General features: G+C 65.6%; 14 protein-coding genes and 1 other RNA gene. 7 read left to right on the top strand and 8 right to left on the bottom strand.

What is annotated here, in order from left to right:
• Positions 1-13 precede the first annotated feature (13 nt).
• The 5 genes from PQB87_RS05550 to gyrA form a co-directional block, all read right to left on the bottom strand.
• A complete protein-coding gene (locus PQB87_RS05550) occupies positions 14-940 on the bottom strand; it encodes a prephenate dehydrogenase/arogenate dehydrogenase family protein (RefSeq protein ID WP_111940462.1) in 927 nt (308 codons plus the stop codon).
• 186 nt (positions 941-1,126) lie between these two features.
• Positions 1,127-2,209: a prephenate dehydratase gene (pheA, locus tag PQB87_RS05545; RefSeq protein ID WP_048024358.1), complete on the bottom strand. Its 1,083-nt coding sequence runs from the start codon at positions 2,207-2,209 to the stop codon at positions 1,127-1,129.
• A 33-nt stretch (positions 2,210-2,242) separates the two neighbouring features.
• Positions 2,243-3,325 (bottom strand): 3-phosphoserine/phosphohydroxythreonine transaminase, encoded by a 1,083-nt coding sequence (gene serC / locus PQB87_RS05540; RefSeq protein WP_021157462.1) that lies wholly within the window; start codon positions 3,323-3,325, stop codon positions 2,243-2,245.
• A gap of 155 nt (positions 3,326-3,480) precedes the next feature.
• The gene (locus PQB87_RS05535; RefSeq protein ID WP_021157463.1) at positions 3,481-4,080 is read right to left on the bottom strand and encodes a DUF2059 domain-containing protein; all 600 of its coding nucleotides are present in this window, start codon (positions 4,078-4,080) and stop codon (positions 3,481-3,483) included.
• 83 nt (positions 4,081-4,163) lie between these two features.
• Positions 4,164-6,767 (bottom strand): DNA gyrase subunit A, encoded by a 2,604-nt coding sequence (gene gyrA, locus PQB87_RS05530; protein ID WP_042973437.1) that lies wholly within the window; start codon positions 6,765-6,767, stop codon positions 4,164-4,166.
• Positions 6,768-7,294: 527 nt separating this feature from the next.
• On the opposite strand from gyrA, the gene ompA reads away from it, so the two are divergent.
• The 4 genes from ompA to ssrA all read left to right on the top strand — a co-directional run bounded on the left by ompA (position 7,295) and on the right by ssrA (position 9,933).
• Positions 7,295-7,963, top strand: coding sequence for an outer membrane protein OmpA (gene ompA / locus PQB87_RS05525; protein ID WP_021157465.1), 669 nt, complete (start codon positions 7,295-7,297; stop codon positions 7,961-7,963).
• Between the two features lie 154 nt (positions 7,964-8,117).
• The gene (gene ubiG / locus PQB87_RS05520; protein ID WP_021157466.1) at positions 8,118-8,816 is read left to right on the top strand and encodes a bifunctional 2-polyprenyl-6-hydroxyphenol methylase/3-demethylubiquinol 3-O-methyltransferase UbiG; all 699 of its coding nucleotides are present in this window, start codon (positions 8,118-8,120) and stop codon (positions 8,814-8,816) included.
• Between the two features lie 13 nt (positions 8,817-8,829).
• On the top strand, positions 8,830-9,546 hold the full coding sequence (gene gph, locus PQB87_RS05515; RefSeq protein WP_489242665.1) for a phosphoglycolate phosphatase: 717 nt from the start codon (positions 8,830-8,832) through the stop codon (positions 9,544-9,546).
• Between the two features lie 17 nt (positions 9,547-9,563).
• Positions 9,564-9,933, top strand: a transfer-messenger RNA (tmRNA) gene (gene ssrA / locus PQB87_RS05510).
• Positions 9,934-10,202: 269 nt separating this feature from the next.
• On the opposite strand, the gene PQB87_RS05505 is transcribed toward ssrA, so the two are convergent.
• Positions 10,203-10,556 carry a DUF4148 domain-containing protein gene (locus PQB87_RS05505; protein WP_011351324.1) on the bottom strand — a complete coding sequence of 118 codons (354 nt, stop codon included), beginning with the start codon at positions 10,554-10,556 and terminating at the stop codon, positions 10,203-10,205.
• A gap of 167 nt (positions 10,557-10,723) precedes the next feature.
• On the opposite strand from PQB87_RS05505, the gene PQB87_RS05500 reads away from it, so the two are divergent.
• Positions 10,724-10,906, top strand: a complete 183-nt coding sequence (locus PQB87_RS05500) for a hypothetical protein (RefSeq protein ID WP_489242664.1) — start codon at positions 10,724-10,726, stop codon at positions 10,904-10,906.
• Between the two features lie 27 nt (positions 10,907-10,933).
• On the opposite strand, the gene PQB87_RS05495 is transcribed toward PQB87_RS05500, so the two are convergent.
• Both PQB87_RS05495 and PQB87_RS05490 read right to left on the bottom strand, forming a co-directional pair.
• A complete protein-coding gene (locus PQB87_RS05495) occupies positions 10,934-11,203 on the bottom strand; it encodes a hypothetical protein (RefSeq protein ID WP_042973441.1) in 270 nt (89 codons plus the stop codon).
• Positions 11,204-11,304: 101 nt separating this feature from the next.
• Entirely contained in the window at positions 11,305-12,411 is a 1,107-nt protein-coding gene (locus PQB87_RS05490) for a substrate-binding domain-containing protein (protein WP_489242663.1), read from the bottom strand.
• Between the two features lie 131 nt (positions 12,412-12,542).
• Here PQB87_RS05490 and PQB87_RS05485 point away from each other — a divergent pair, with 131 nt between their 5' ends.
• Together PQB87_RS05485 and PQB87_RS05480 are read left to right on the top strand one after the other, a co-directional pair.
• The gene (locus PQB87_RS05485; protein WP_059685551.1) at positions 12,543-13,043 is read left to right on the top strand and encodes an NAD(P)H-dependent oxidoreductase subunit E; all 501 of its coding nucleotides are present in this window, start codon (positions 12,543-12,545) and stop codon (positions 13,041-13,043) included.
• Positions 13,040-14,617, top strand: a complete 1,578-nt coding sequence (locus PQB87_RS05480) for a formate dehydrogenase beta subunit (RefSeq protein WP_060060720.1) — start codon at positions 13,040-13,042, stop codon at positions 14,615-14,617. Before PQB87_RS05485 ends, PQB87_RS05480 begins: the two co-directional genes overlap by 4 nt.
• Positions 14,618-14,629 lie beyond the last annotated feature (12 nt).

Genomic DNA, 14,629 nt, shown 5'->3' with positions numbered 1-14,629 from the left:
GGGAATCGTCCTGTTATTTCTTGACCGGTTCGGCAGCGGGCGCGCCGCCGCGCTCCTGCCATGCCTTGCGCGCGGCGCGCGAACGCGTGAACACGGCTTCGAGCGCCGCGCCGTCGCCGGCGTCGATCGCCGCACGCAGCCGCGTGAGCACGCGCGTATAGCCGTCGAGCTCGTCGAGCAGCGCCGTGCGATTCGCGACGCACACGTCGCGCCACATCTCCGGGTTCGACGCCGCGATGCGCGTGAAATCGCGGAAACCGCCCGCCGCGTACGAGAATTTGAGTTCCGCGTCGGCCTCGCCGAGGATCTGCTCGACGAGCGCGAACGACAGCACGTGCGGCAAATGGCTGATCGACGCAAACACGCGATCGTGCTGCTCCGTGCTCATCGTGCGCACGTCGGCGCCGGTCGCGCGCCACATCGCGTCGATCCGCGCGACGGATTCGGGCGCATTCTCCGGCAGCGGGCACAGCACCACGTTGCGGCCGACGTACAGATCCGGCAACGCGGCCTCGACGCCGCTCGACTCGCGACCGGCAATCGGATGCCCCGGCACGAACTGCACGATGCGTGCGCCGAGCGCGTCGCGCGCGGCCGCGACGACATCGGACTTGGTGCTGCCGGCATCGGTGACGATCGTCGCCTCTTCAAGCCACGGCGCGATGCGCGTAAGCAACGGGCCCGTTTGCGCAACGGGTGCCGCCAGCAGCACGAGATCGGCGCCGGCCAGCGCGTCGCGCAATTGCGCGTCATCGTCGAGTGCCGCCGCGCGATCGATCACGCCGAGCGCGAGCGCGCGCTCGACCGACGCACGCGAACGGCCCACGCCGACGACCTCGCCTGCACCGCCCGGCGCGCGTTCGCGCAGCGCGCGGGCCAGCGATCCGCCGATCAGGCCGACGCCGAAAATGACCAGTTTGTTGAATGCAAAGCCTGACACGACAAGAGCCAAGTTACGCGCGCGGAACGACGCCCCGCATGCGGAATTCCAGATTCCGGGCAACGGGCCCGCACCCGGCGCAACCTGCGCCGGACGCGGGCCGAACCCGCCTTCGGCAGCGCCGACCGGCCTGCCCTGCCCGCCTCGCCGCAACGCCTGCCCGAGCAGGCGACGGGCCGCCGCGCATCAGCGTGCGCGCGGATACGAACCGAGTATCTTCAGGAACGCGGCCTTCTGGCCGAGTTCCGCGAGCGCGGCCGCCACCGCCGCATCGTCCCGGTGCCCTTCGATATCGATGTAGAAGTAGTACTCCCACGTGCCGACGCGCGCCGGGCGCGACTCGAAGCGCGTCATCGACACGCCGTGCCGCGCGAGCGGCTCGAGCAGCTTGAACACGGCGCCCGGCTCGTTCTTCACCGACACGATCAGCGACGTCTGGTCGTGACCGCTTTGCCCGGCCGGCTGCTTGCCGACGATGACGAAGCGCGTGCGGTTGTGCGGATCGTCCTGAATCAGCGAGAACGCGATCTGCAATCCGTAGTGCGCGGCCGCACGGTCGCCCGCGATCGCCGCGACGGTCGGATCGGCCGCCGCGAGACGCGCGGCCTCCGCATTGCTCGCCACGGCCTGCCGCTCGAGCTGCGGCGCATTCGCCGCGAGCCACTGCTGGCATTGCGCAAGCGCCTGCGCATGCGCGCAGACGCGCTTCACGCCGTCGAGCGTGCCGCCCTGCGTCAGCAGGTTGTGATGGATCGGCAGCGCGAGCTCACCGCTGATCAGCAGTTGCGTCTGCAGCAGCAGGTCGAGCGTGCGCGACACGGCGCCTTCGGTCGAATTCTCGACCGGCGCGATGCCGTATGCAGCAGCGCCGGCCTCGACCGAGCGGAATACTTCGTCGATCGACGGGCACGGCAGCCCTTCGATCGACTGGCCGAAATACTCGAGCATCGCCTGCTCGCTGTACGTGCCGACCGGCCCGAGGAACGCGACGTGGATCGTCTGCTCGAGCGCGCGGCTCGCGGCCATGATCTCGCGCCAGATGGCGCTGATGTGCTCGCTCGCGAGCGGCCCCGCGCTCATGTCCTGCAACCGCGCGATCACCTGCAGCTCGCGCTCCGGCCGGAACACCGGCGCGTTGAAATGCTTCTTGACCTCGCCCACCTCCAGCGCCACCGCGGCGCGCTGGTTCAGGAGCGCGATCAGCTGCGCATCGATCGCGTCGATGCGATCGCGCAGCGGTTTCAGGCGGGAATTCAGTTCGTCGTCCATGCGTTTTGCCGTGCTGTTTGAACAGCGCCGCCGTCAGGCGCCGCGCTGCTCGAAGTCCTTCATGTACTCGACGAGCGCTTTCACGCCCTCGAGCGGCACCGCGTTGTAGATCGACGCCCGCATGCCACCGACGGACTTGTGGCCCTTCAGCTGCAGCAGCCCGCGCGCCTTTGCGCCGGCAAGGAAGTCTTCGTTGCGCGTTTCGTCGGCCAGGAAAAACGGCACGTTCATTCGCGAACGTGCTGCCGGCTCGACCTTGTTCAGATAGAAACTGCTCGCATCGATCGTGTCGTAGAGCAGCTTCGCCTTTTCGATATTGCGGGCCTCGATCGCTTCGAGACCGCCCTGCCGCTTCAGCCACTGGAATACCAGACCCGCGATGTAGATCGCGTAGGTGGGCGGCGTGTTGTACAGCGAGTTGTTCGCGGCAATGGTCTTCCATTCGAACGCGGACGGGCAGATCGACAGCGAGCGGTCGAGCAGGTCCTCGCGCACGATCACGAGCGTCACACCGGCCATCCCGATGTTCTTCTGCGCACCGCCGAACAGCACACCGTACTTCGCGACGTCCATCGGACGCGACAGGATGTGCGACGAGACATCCGCGACCAGCGGCACGTCGCCGAGATCGGGAATCTCGAACGTCTCGACGCCGTCGATCGTTTCGTTGGTGCACAGATGCACGTAGGCCGGATCGTCCGACAGCTGCCATTCGGCGCGCGCGGGCGCACGCGTGAAGCCGTCTTCCGTCTTGCCGGTTGCGGCGAGATGCGGCGTGCCGTATTTCTTCGCTTCGCTGAACGATTTCTGCGACCACGAGCCCGTCACGACGAAGTCGGCCGTCTTGCGCGAGCCGAGCAGGTTCATCGGCACGATCGCGTTTTCGGCGATACCGCCGCCCTGCAGGAACAGGATCCGGTGGCTTGCCGGCACGCCGAGCAGGTCGCGCAGGTCGGTCAGCGCGGCCTCGTGGATCGACATGAACTCCTTGCCGCGATGGCTCATCTCCATCACGCTCATACCGCTGCCGTGCCAGTCGAGCATTTCGTCGGCGGCTTGCCGCAGCACTTCCTCGGGCATCGCCGCAGGGCCGGCGGAGAAATTAAAGACGCGCATCGTGAAAACCTCGGAGGGACGCGACCGGCTCGCCGCCGGCAGAACGCGCCAGAAAAGAAATGGCCGCTTGCGCTCGCGCGCAAACGGCCATTATCGCACTGTCGTCAGGCTCCCGCCAAACCCGGCCGAACGGCCGGTAGCGTGCCCGGACGGCTTTACTTGCCCGGCTTGACTGCTGCGACTTCCTTGTCAGCCTGCGTACGCGTTGCCTGGATCGCTTGCGGCATGTACTTCTGCATCAGGCCGTTGACCACGTCGCGACCGACCTGATCCTGAACCTGGATGAACTTGCGGCCCGTCGGGCTCTTGTAGAACGTCGTCAGATCCTTGATCTCCGACGTGCTGTAGTACTTCGCGTAGGCGTCGTACTGAGCCGACATCGCGTCGTTCTGGAACTGTTGCGTACCGAACACCTTGCCTGCGCCGTCGACCAGCTTCGGCACCGCGTTCTTTTGCAGCGTCGGAACGGCAGCCTGCTTCTGCTTGTCGTTCAGCGTCTTGTTTTCCGACAGCGCGTCCGACAGGATTGCCGGCACGAGTTGCTTGGCCTGCATTTCGGCGCTGTTGCCGATTGCCGACACGAGCTTCGGCGCGTCGATCGCGTCGAGCAGATCCTTGATCGCAGCCTTCTTGTCGGCGTCGATCGGCGCAGCTGCCGCGGCAGGCGCCGGTGCGGAATTCGACAGCGCTTGCGCCATCGCGAACGTCGGCACCAGTGCAGCCAGCAGGACCAGTTGCTTGAATTGCTTTTGCATCATCACTCCCTTTTGGAAATATGAATGGTTGCTCGCCGGCCGCGGCGCTTCACGCCCGCGGCGGCCAGAGTCTCATCCGTTCTTCAGGCTTCGCCGTCCGACGCCTCGTCGGCCTCGCCATCGCCCTCTTCAGCCTCCGCGATCTGCTGCAGGCCGGAGAGCTTGGTACCCTCATCGAGACTGATGAGTGTAACACCTTGCGTGGCACGCCCCATCTCGCGAATCTCCGAGACACGGGTGCGAATCAACACGCCGGCCGTCGTGATCAGCATGATCTGATCCTCGGCGTCGACGAGCGTCGCGGCCACGACCTTGCCGTTACGCTCCGACGTCTGGATCGCGATCATACCCTTCGTGCCGCGGCCGTGACGCGTGTACTCGGTGATCGGCGTGCGCTTGCCGTAGCCGTTCTCGGTCGCGGTGAGCACGGTCTGCTCCTCGCTGCCCGCGACCAGCATCGCGATGACCTGCTGCCCGTCCTCGAGCTGCATGCCGCGCACGCCCCGCGCCTCGCGCCCCATCGGACGCACGTCGTTCTCGTCGAAGCGCACGGCCTTGCCGGAATCGGAGAACAGCATCACGTCGTGCGCACCGTCGGTGATCGACGCGCCAATCAGGAAGTCGCCCTCGTCGAGACCGACCGCGATGATGCCCTTCTTCATCGGACGGCTGAATGCCTCGAGCGGCGTCTTCTTCACGGTGCCGAGCGACGTCGCCATGAAGATGAACTTGTCGGCCGAGAATTCCTTGACCGGCAGCACGACGTTGATCTTCTCGCCTTCCTGCAGCGGGAACATGTTGACGATCGGGCGGCCGCGCGAGTTGCGCGAACCCTGCGGCACTTCATAGACCTTGACCCAGTACACGCGGCCGCGGTTCGAGAAGCACAGGATGTAGTCGTGCGTGTTCGCGATGAACAGCGTCTCGATCCAGTCGTCTTCCTTCATCTGCGTCGCCTGCTTGCCGCGGCCGCCGCGCTTCTGCGCGCGGTACTCGGACAGCGGCTGCGACTTCACGTAGCCCGCGTGCGACATCGTGACGACCATGTCCTGCGGCGTGATCAGATCCTCGGTGTTCAGCTCGGTCGCGTTCAGCTCGATCTTCGAGCGGCGCGCGTCGCCGAATTCGGCCTTCACCGAGGTCAGCTCCTCGCCGATCATCGTCGTGATTCGCTCGGGGCGTGCGAGGATGTCAAGCAGGTCGGCGATCTGCGCCATCACTTCGCGATATTCGCCGATGATCTTGTCCTGCTCGAGGCCGGTCAGGCGCTGCAGGCGCATCTGCAGGATTTCCTGGGCCTGCGTGTCGGACAGGCGGTACAGCCCGTCGCTCTGCATGCCGAACGCCGGGTTCAGGCCTTCCGGGCGGTACGCGGAGCGGCCGCCGGCCGCCGCGTTCTCGCTCTCGGCGCGCGTGAGCATCTCGCGCACGAGCGACGAATCCCACGGCTTCGCCATCAACTCCGCTTTCGCGATCGGCGGCGTCGGCGCTGCCTTGATGATCGCGATGAATTCGTCGATGTTGGCGAGCGCGACCGCGAGACCTTCGAGCACATGGCCACGTTCACGGGCCTTGCGCAGTTCGTAGATCGTGCGGCGCGTCAGTACTTCGCGTCGGTGCGACAGGAAGCACTGCAGGATTTCCTTCAGGTTCAGCAGCTTCGGCTGGCCGTCGACCAGCGCGACCATGTTCATGCCGAACGTATCCTGGAGCTGCGTCGCCTTGTACAGGTTGTTCAGCACCACTTCCGGTACTTCGCCGCGCTTGAGCTCGATCACGACGCGCATGCCGCTCTTGTCGGACTCGTCGCGGATGTCGGAGATGCCTTCGAGCTTCTTCTCGTTGACGAGCTCGGCGATCCGCTCGAGCAGCGAGCGTTTGTTCACCTGGTACGGCAGCTCGTCGACGATGATCGCCATCCGCTGGCCGCGGTCGATCTCCTCGAAGTGCGTGGCCGCGCGCATCACGACGCGACCGCGCCCGGTGCGGTAGCCGTCGCGCACGCCGGCGACGCCGTAGATGATGCCGGCCGTCGGGAAATCCGGCGCCGGGATGATCTCGATCAGCTCGTCGATCGTCGCTTCCGGGTTACCCAGCAGGTGCTGGCACGCGTCGACGACTTCGTTCAGGTTGTGCGGCGGGATGTTGGTCGCCATGCCGACCGCGATGCCCGACGAGCCGTTGATCAGCAGGTTCGGGATGCGTGACGGCAGGACCGACGGCTGCATTTCGTTGCCGTCGTAGTTCGGCTCGAAATCGACCGTTTCCTTGTCGATGTCGGCGAGCAGCTCGTGACCGATCTTCGCCATGCGAATTTCGGTGTAACGCATCGCCGCGGCATTGTCGCCGTCGATCGAGCCGAAGTTGCCCTGCCCGTCGATCAGCATGTAGCGCAGCGAGAAGTCCTGCGCCATCCGCACGATCGTGTCGTACACCGCGGTGTCGCCGTGAGGATGGTACTTACCGATCACGTCACCGACGATACGCGCCGACTTCTTGTACGCGCGGTTCCAGTCGTTGTTCAGTTCGTGCATCGCGAACAATACGCGCCGGTGCACGGGCTTCAGGCCATCGCGGACATCCGGGAGGGCACGTCCGACGATCACGCTCATCGCGTAATCGAGATACGAACGGCGCATTTCCTCCTCTAGGGAGGTGGGCAGGGTCTCTTTGGCGAATTGATCCATGTATCCGTATCGTTTCGGAGCGAAGACGGCGAACGCCTTTCGCGTGGGCGCTGCATGCGCAACGCAACGCGAGATTCTAACATGCGCCCATCAGCCGCCAATTCGCCGCCCCCTCTATATATAAATAGCGAAAATCGCGGCCACGTCGATTCGACCGAAATCGCGCGCGACTCGACGCCGCCGGCGATCCCCTCACACTTGTTTCATGCGCACGAGTAAACAACCACGCACATTCGCGCAATTTCGCCGACACACTCTTGACAATCTCTAAAAGTTGCGGCAGGCCGGTGTTGCGCATGCGCCACAAAGTTGAAGCGATCTTAGGGTGGGGAGGATTTTTTTTCGTAGGAAGGGAACGATATGGCAAAATGCCAACGCACTGAAAGTTAGACGCTGCTCGAAGTCTACACAGAGCGGTGCCGCGTTTTTTGTGCCGCACCAATGTTATACTTCGAGCAATGTATGACTTGTCACCGTCAACAGGCTCGCAGTAAACCTGCGGTAATCTCAATTTCGAGAGGAGAAATATGAATAAACTTTCAAAGCTCGCGTTCATTGCAGCTACCGCAGTTATGGCTGCATCCGCTTCGGCACAGTCGGTGCCGGCGTCGCGTCAAGCCGTCAATGACAACTGGGTGAACGGCACGGGCGAATGGGTGTGGATGAACGGTACGAACGAGCTCTGCTGGCGCGACGCGTTCTGGACGCCGGCCACCGCCAACGCGAAGTGCGATGGCGCACTGGTCGCCCAGGCACCGCAGCCGCCGGTCGCTCCGGTCGCTCCGGCTATCTCGAGCCAGAAGATCACGTATCAAGCTGACGCACTGTTCGACTTCGACAAGGCAACGCTCAAGCCGCTGGGCAAGCAAAAGCTGGACGAACTGGCTTCGAAGATCGAAGGCATGAACACGGAAGTGGTCGTCGCAACGGGCTACACGGACCGCATCGGTTCGGACAAGTACAACGACCGTCTGTCGCTGCGCCGCGCGCAAGCCGTGAAGTCGTACCTGGTCAGCAAGGGTGTGCCGGCCAACAAGATCTACACGGAAGGCAAGGGCAAGCGCAACCCGGTCACGACGGGCTGCAACCAGAAGAACCGCAAGCAACTCATCGCCTGCCTCGCACCGGATCGCCGCGTGGAAGTCGAAGTGGTTGGTACGCAAGAAGTCCAGAAGACGACCGTTCCGGCAAACTAAGCCGCGGTTTTCGACTGCTTCAAAGCCCCGCCCCGGCGGGGCTTTTTCTTTGACGCCCGTCCAGGCGCCTGCCGCTTCGCCGCTCGTCCGCTTCTTATATACTCGGGGCTGACGAATCGCAGTACCGCCCTCCTCTCGTAGCCCGTTTGCCGACATGACCAACGCCGATCCGCACGAACTCCAGAAATTCAGCGACCTCGCCCATCGGTGGTGGGATCCGAACGCCGAATTCAAGCCGCTGCACGACCTGAACCCGGTCCGCCTCGGCTGGATCGATGCGCATGCGCACCTCGCCGGCAAGCGTGCACTCGACGTCGGCTGCGGCGGCGGCATCCTGTCCGAATCGATGGCCGGACTCGGCGCACAGGTGAAAGGTATCGACCTGTCGACCGAAGCGCTCGGCGTCGCCGACCTGCACAGCCTCGAAAGCGGCATCTCGGTCGACTACGAAGCCATTGCCGCGGAAGCGATCGCCGCGCGTGAACCGGGCACCTACGATGTCGTCACGTGCATGGAGATGCTCGAGCACGTGCCGTCTCCCGGCGATGTCGTCGCCGCGTGCGCGACGCTCGTGAAGCCGGGTGGCTGGGTGTTCTTCTCGACGCTGAACCGCAACCTGAAGGCCTACCTGTTCGCCGTAATCGGCGCGGAGTACATCGCGCAAATGCTGCCGAAGGGCACGCACGACTACGCGCGCTTCATCCGCCCGTCGGAACTGGCCGGCTTCGTGCGTGCGACGGATCTGCACATCGTGGAGATCAAGGGCATCACGTATCACCCGATCGGCAAGCGCTTCGCGCTGTCGAACGACACCGACATCAACTACCTCGTCGCGTGCCGCCGCGGCGCATGACCCTCCACCCTGCATGACGACTCCCCTCTCGACCGCGCGGGCTGCACTCGACGAACCGCGCCTGCTGCACTGCGATGCCGTGCTGTTCGATCTGGACGGCACGCTCGCCGACACGGCCCCCGATCTCGCGGCGGCCGTCAACAAGATGCAACGCGTGCGCGACCTGCCCGAAACACCGCTCGACGTGCTGCGGCCGCTGGCCTCGGCCGGCGCGCGAGGCCTGCTCGGCGGCGCGTTCGGCATCGATCCGCACACGCCCGGATACGAAGCGATGCGCGACGAGTTCCTGGCCAACTACGCGACGGATCTGTGTGTGCATACGACGCTGTTCCCCGGCATCGGCGACGTGCTCGACGAACTCGATGCGCGCGGCGTGCGCTGGGGGATCGTCACGAACAAGGCGATGCGGCTCACGGCGCCGCTCGTCGAGTTGCTCGGTCTCGCGCCACGCGCGGCCTGCGTCGTCGGGGGCGACACAACGCCGCACCCGAAACCGCATCCGGCCCCGCTGCTGCATGCGGCCGACCAGTTGACGCTCGCGCCCGCACGCATCGTCTACGTCGGCGACGATCTGCGCGACATTCAGGCCGGCAGCGCCGCCGGCATGGCGACGATCGCGGCCGCGTACGGCTACTGCGGCGACGGCGTCGCACCGGCCGACTGGCAAGCGCAGCATCTCGTCGACACGACACAGCAACTGCGCGAACTGCTGCGCGATGTTGGGCTATAATGGTCGATCTTATCCGCGGGGGCGACCTGGTTTCGACAGGGGTTGTGAAGCGGCTAGGGCATGTCGAGGACCCGTCACCTCGTTAATCAATGGGAAAATCGTAACTGCAAACGACGATACGTTCGCACTGGCAGCCTAACGGCCGCCGTCCTCTGCCTAGTTCACTGACGGGCTAGTGTCGCAAGACCGGTAGCAATACCGCCAGAGGTCATTTACGTCAGTTAAGCCCTGTCGGCGTCGCGACGCCAGGGTCGAAAACCTAGCGAATCGCCGTAGTGCAGCGTGTTCGTCCGCGTCGCTGCGGTTAAATCAAATGACTGAACTAAACATGTAGAACTAGTCGTGGAGCGCTTCTGGACGCGGGTTCGATTCCCGCCGCCTCCACCAAATTCCGCGCTCGTCGCACGAACCCCGCATGACGCAAGTCTGCGGGGTTTTTTGTTGCCGCCGAAACGCATGCACCCTTCCCCTTCCGAAAAAGCGCCCAGCCACGGGCGGGCCGGGCGGAATGCCACCGGTATTCCGGCGACAGGAGGTGACGGATGTCCTGCCGCGCCCGCGCAATCATCGATCGCGCCAGGCGGCGGCCGGCCCGGGTGCCGCAGTGCCGGACGCGTCGTCGCACCAGCACTCACGCACACCGGGCGATGTGCGGCTTAGCTGCCGCGATACAGCGACTTCATTTCTTCAGCGGTGGCCGGGCGCACGCCCATTGCACGCGAACCCGATGCCGACGCACCCTGCGCCTGTGCACCGTAACCGCTGGCGTCGGCGCCTTGCGCTTGCGCCAGCGCGCTGCGCTGTTGCTCTGCAACACGCGCCGTTGCGGCCTGGATCGCTTCCGGATAATGCGGATCTTCGCCGCGAGCGGAGTTGTAACCTGCCTGCTGCAGCTGGACCAGTTCGGCGCGAACCTGCGCGCGGGTGATCGTCGAACCCGACTGGGCAAACGACACGACCGGAGCAACGAGCGCGGCAGCAACGACAACAGCTTGAACGAGCGACTTCATGATGACCTACCTCCAGATTTGTCTGTGTTCGCGGTGAACACCTTGTTCATCGCTGACAACCCGAAGTTTATGTAGGCGGATGCTTAAGAATAAGGCAGGTTTCTGGAAGACATCCTTCCTGATTTACGGGTTAACCCTAGATTGCCCGCCCGGCCGACGATGCGCACATGCAGGCATCGCCCGACATCGAATCGCATGAAGATTCGCCGGAAAGCAAAAGCCCCGCGAAGCGGCAACGCTTCGCGGGGCTCGGACAGAACCGGAGTCGCGCGGGATTCCGGCAGTCGCCGGTCAACCGGCAAGGCCAGTACGTGGACGAAACGCCCGTCAAGCGAACCGGCGCCGCATGACCCTTGCGGACGCGCCCGTCCGCCCGGTTACTGGCTATCCATCGGACACTTCAGGTTGCAGCCGTTCGGATCGCCCAGGTCGCCCTTGCGGCGCAAGGCCGACTTCTTGCCGCTCTGGTATTTCTGCGACGGCGTCGACGCTGCGAACGGCATCTGCGGATGCTCGTTCAGGCGAAACTGTTCGCTCAGGATACCGCCAGGCACACCAGGGGAATTCTGCGCGAGCGCAAACGGCGAAACAGCGACCAGCAGCCCCGCGGTCAACGCTGCCGCGGCGAGGGGAACGGAAAATTTCATGGCGGGATGACGCTTGAACGGCGTGCTTGTTGGAACGTTGGTCAAGCGGCAAGCGTAGCGCAAATCCCCCGCTGCTGCAGCGCGGTTCGATCGCCCGCGCGTTACCGCGAATTGCCGCCCGGCACGCTCGCACCGTCGCCGCCGGCCAGCCCCGTCGCGATGCTCGTCAGCGTTCCGCACGCAGCCGGGTCGTAGCCGTCGAGATGCGCGACGCGCTCGACGAAGCGCGCGTCGCGCAGCAGCGCCAGCACGCCGGCAAGCGGCCGCGCGTCGAGCCGCGCGCGTTCGCACGCGAAGTAATAGTCTTCGTCGACGACCGGGATGAAATCGAGCCCGAAATGACGGGCGGCAGGCTCGACACCGAAGCCGAGATCGGCCATCCCGCTCGCGACGAACGCCGCGATCGCCGAATGCGTGAGCTCGGCCGACGCGTAGCCGTCGATGCGCTCGGGATCAATGCCGATCGCGCGCAGCGCGAGGTCCAGCAGCATGCGCGTGCCCGACCCCGGCTGGCGGTTGACGAAGCGGATGTCATTGCGCGCGAGATCCGCGAGGCCGCGAACCTGCTTCGGGTTGCCGCGCGGGACGAACAGCCCCTGCTGGCGCCGAGTCAGGTGGATCAGCACATGGCGCGTATCGTCGAGCCACGGCCGGTAGATTTGCGCGCACTGCGCACGAAACGCACCGCGCGGCAGATGGAAGCCCGCCAGGTCGCACTCGCCGCGGGCAAGCGCCTGCACGGCCTCGACGCTCTCGCGATACTTGATGTCGACAGCCGCCTGCGCATCGACGAGCGCGGATACGAGCGTCGCAACCGCGTAGCCGTGCGACGCGTGAATGCGCACGGCGCCGTCGCGCTGCGCGAGCCGCCGGTTCAGGTCGCTCGCCACTTCGGCCGCCAGCGTCCGCAGGTTACCGTCGAGCCGGCTACGCGCGAGGCGCTGCGCATCGACGACCGCCTGCCCGAGTGCCGACAGCGTCGAGCCCTTGCCGCGCGCGGTTTCGATCAGTTCCCCGCCGATGCACGCCTCCAGCGCGCGCAGCATGCCCCACGCGTGCCGGTAGGACAGCCCTTTCGCGTGCGCGGCCTGCGCGATGCTGCCCGTGTCGGCCACGAGTTCCAGCAACGGCGCGACATCCGACAAGCTGGCCGCACGGCCTTCCGTGTCGCGTACGGTCAGATACGCGTCGCATTCGATCCGAATCAATTATGCACTCCGATTTCCTATTGCGACCGCCAAATCTTCCGCTTATCGTTGGTCAAAATCAATCAGAACGAAGTCGCAGTGCGCACTATATGAAACCCGAGCGCATATGAGACTTTGGAGGAGCACAACCGATGTCCCCGAATTCCCACGCGCCCGACGCGCTCGTCGAGCGCCATGCACGCGCCGGCCGGTCGCTCGTGGCGATCCTGCACGCGATCCAGGACGACGCGGGCTACGTGCCGCCGGGCTGCGTCGCGCCGCTCGCCAGGGCGCTCAACCTGTCGCGCGCGGAAGTGCACGGCGTACTGACTTACTACCACCACTTCCGCACCGCACCGCCCGCCCGCGTGACGATCCAGATGTGCCGTGCCGAAGCGTGCCGCAGCATGGGCTGCGAAGCGCTGGCCGCGCATGCGGAAGCCCGCACGGGTTGCCGGTTCGACACGGCGCACGGCGATGTCGCGAACGCGCATGCGCCCGGTGACGTCGCGCTCGAATCGGTGTACTGCCTCGGACTGTGTGCACAATCGCCGTCGCTGACGGTCAATGGCGTGCTGCACGCAAAGGTCACGCCGGAGAAATTCGACGCGCTGCTTGCCGAGGCGGTCGCCCATACCCCGGAGGCCGCATGACGACCCGCATCTACGTTCCGCGCGATTCGTCGGCACTGGCACTCGGCGCCGACGCGCTCGCCGCCGCCATCACGGCGGAAGCACAGCGGCGCGGCGTCGCCGTCGAGCTGGTCCGCAACGGTTCGCGCGGGCTGCTGTGGCTCGAACCGCTCGTCGAGGTCGGCACGGCCGCCGGCCGCGTCGGGTATGCGAACCTGTCGGCCGCCGACGTGCCGGCCCTGTTCGACGCAAACTGGCTCGACGGCGGCACGCATCCGAGCGGTGTCGGCCTCGTCGACGCATTGCCCTATCTCGCGCGCCAGCAACGCCTCACGTTCGCACGCATCGGCCTGACCGATCCGCTGTCGATCGACGACTACCTGCAATACGAAGGCCTCGCCGGCCTGAAGAACGCGCTCGCGCTCGACGGCGATGCCGCGTGCGAAACGCTGATCGAATCGGGGTTGCGCGGCCGCGGCGGTGCCGCATTCCCGGCCGGTATCAAATGGCGCACGGTCCGGCAAGCCAGCGCCACGCAGAAATACATCGTCTGCAATGCAGACGAAGGGGATTCGGGCACCTTCTCCGATCGACTGATCATGGAGTGCGACCCGTATTGCCTGATCGAGGGGATGATCATCGCGGGCGTCGCGACCGGCGCGACGGTCGGTTACATCTACGTGCGCAGCGAATACCCGCATGCAATCGCCACGCTCGAAGCCGCGATCGTCCGTGCACGCGAAGCCGGCTGGCTCGGTGAGCACGTGCTCGGCTCCGCGCATGCGTTCGAGCTGCACGTCGCGAAAGGCGCGGGCTCGTACGTGTGCGGCGAGGAAACGGCGCTGCTCGAATCGCTCGAAGGCAAGCGCGGCGTCGTGCGGGCGAAACCGCCGCTGCCCGCGCTCGCGGGCCTGTTCGGCCAGCCGACCGTCATCAACAACGTAATCACGCTCGCGACGGCGCCCGTGATCTTCGCGCGCGGCGCCGCGTTCTATCGCGACTACGGGATGGGCCGCTCACGCGGCACGCTGCCGTTCCAGCTCGCGGGCAACATCCGCCACGGCGGCCTCGTCGAGCTCGCGTTCGGCGTCACGCTGCGCGAGCTGCTGTTCGACTTCGGCGGCGGCACGGCAAGCGGTCGGCCCGCGCGCGCCGCCCAGGTCGGCGGCCCGCTCGGCACCTACCTGCCTGACCATCAGTGGGACGTGCCGCTCGACTACGAAGCGTACACGGCGATCGGCGCGGTCGTCGGGCACGGCGGCATCGTGCTCCACGACGATACGTCGAACCTCGCCGAGCTGGCCGAATACGCGATGAAGTTCTGCGCGATCGAGTCGTGCGGCAAGTGCACGCCGTGCCGGATCGGTTCGACACGTGGCGTCGAGACGATCGCGCGCATCCGCCACGGCGACACGTCGGAGCGGCAGGTCACGCTGCTGCGCGACCTGTGCGACACGATGCTGGCCGGTTCGCTGTGCGCAATGGGCGGCATGACACCCTATCCGGTGCTGTCCGCGCTCGACCATTTCCCCGAAGATTTCGGGCTCGCCGCCGGCAAGGATGCCGCGTCGGGTCCGGTCAAGGCTGCGGCCTGACCCAGAAGGAGC

Source organism: Burkholderia sp. KL41 (assembly GCF_057005415.2).
This window is presented reverse-complemented; position numbering and strand designations above follow the sequence as displayed.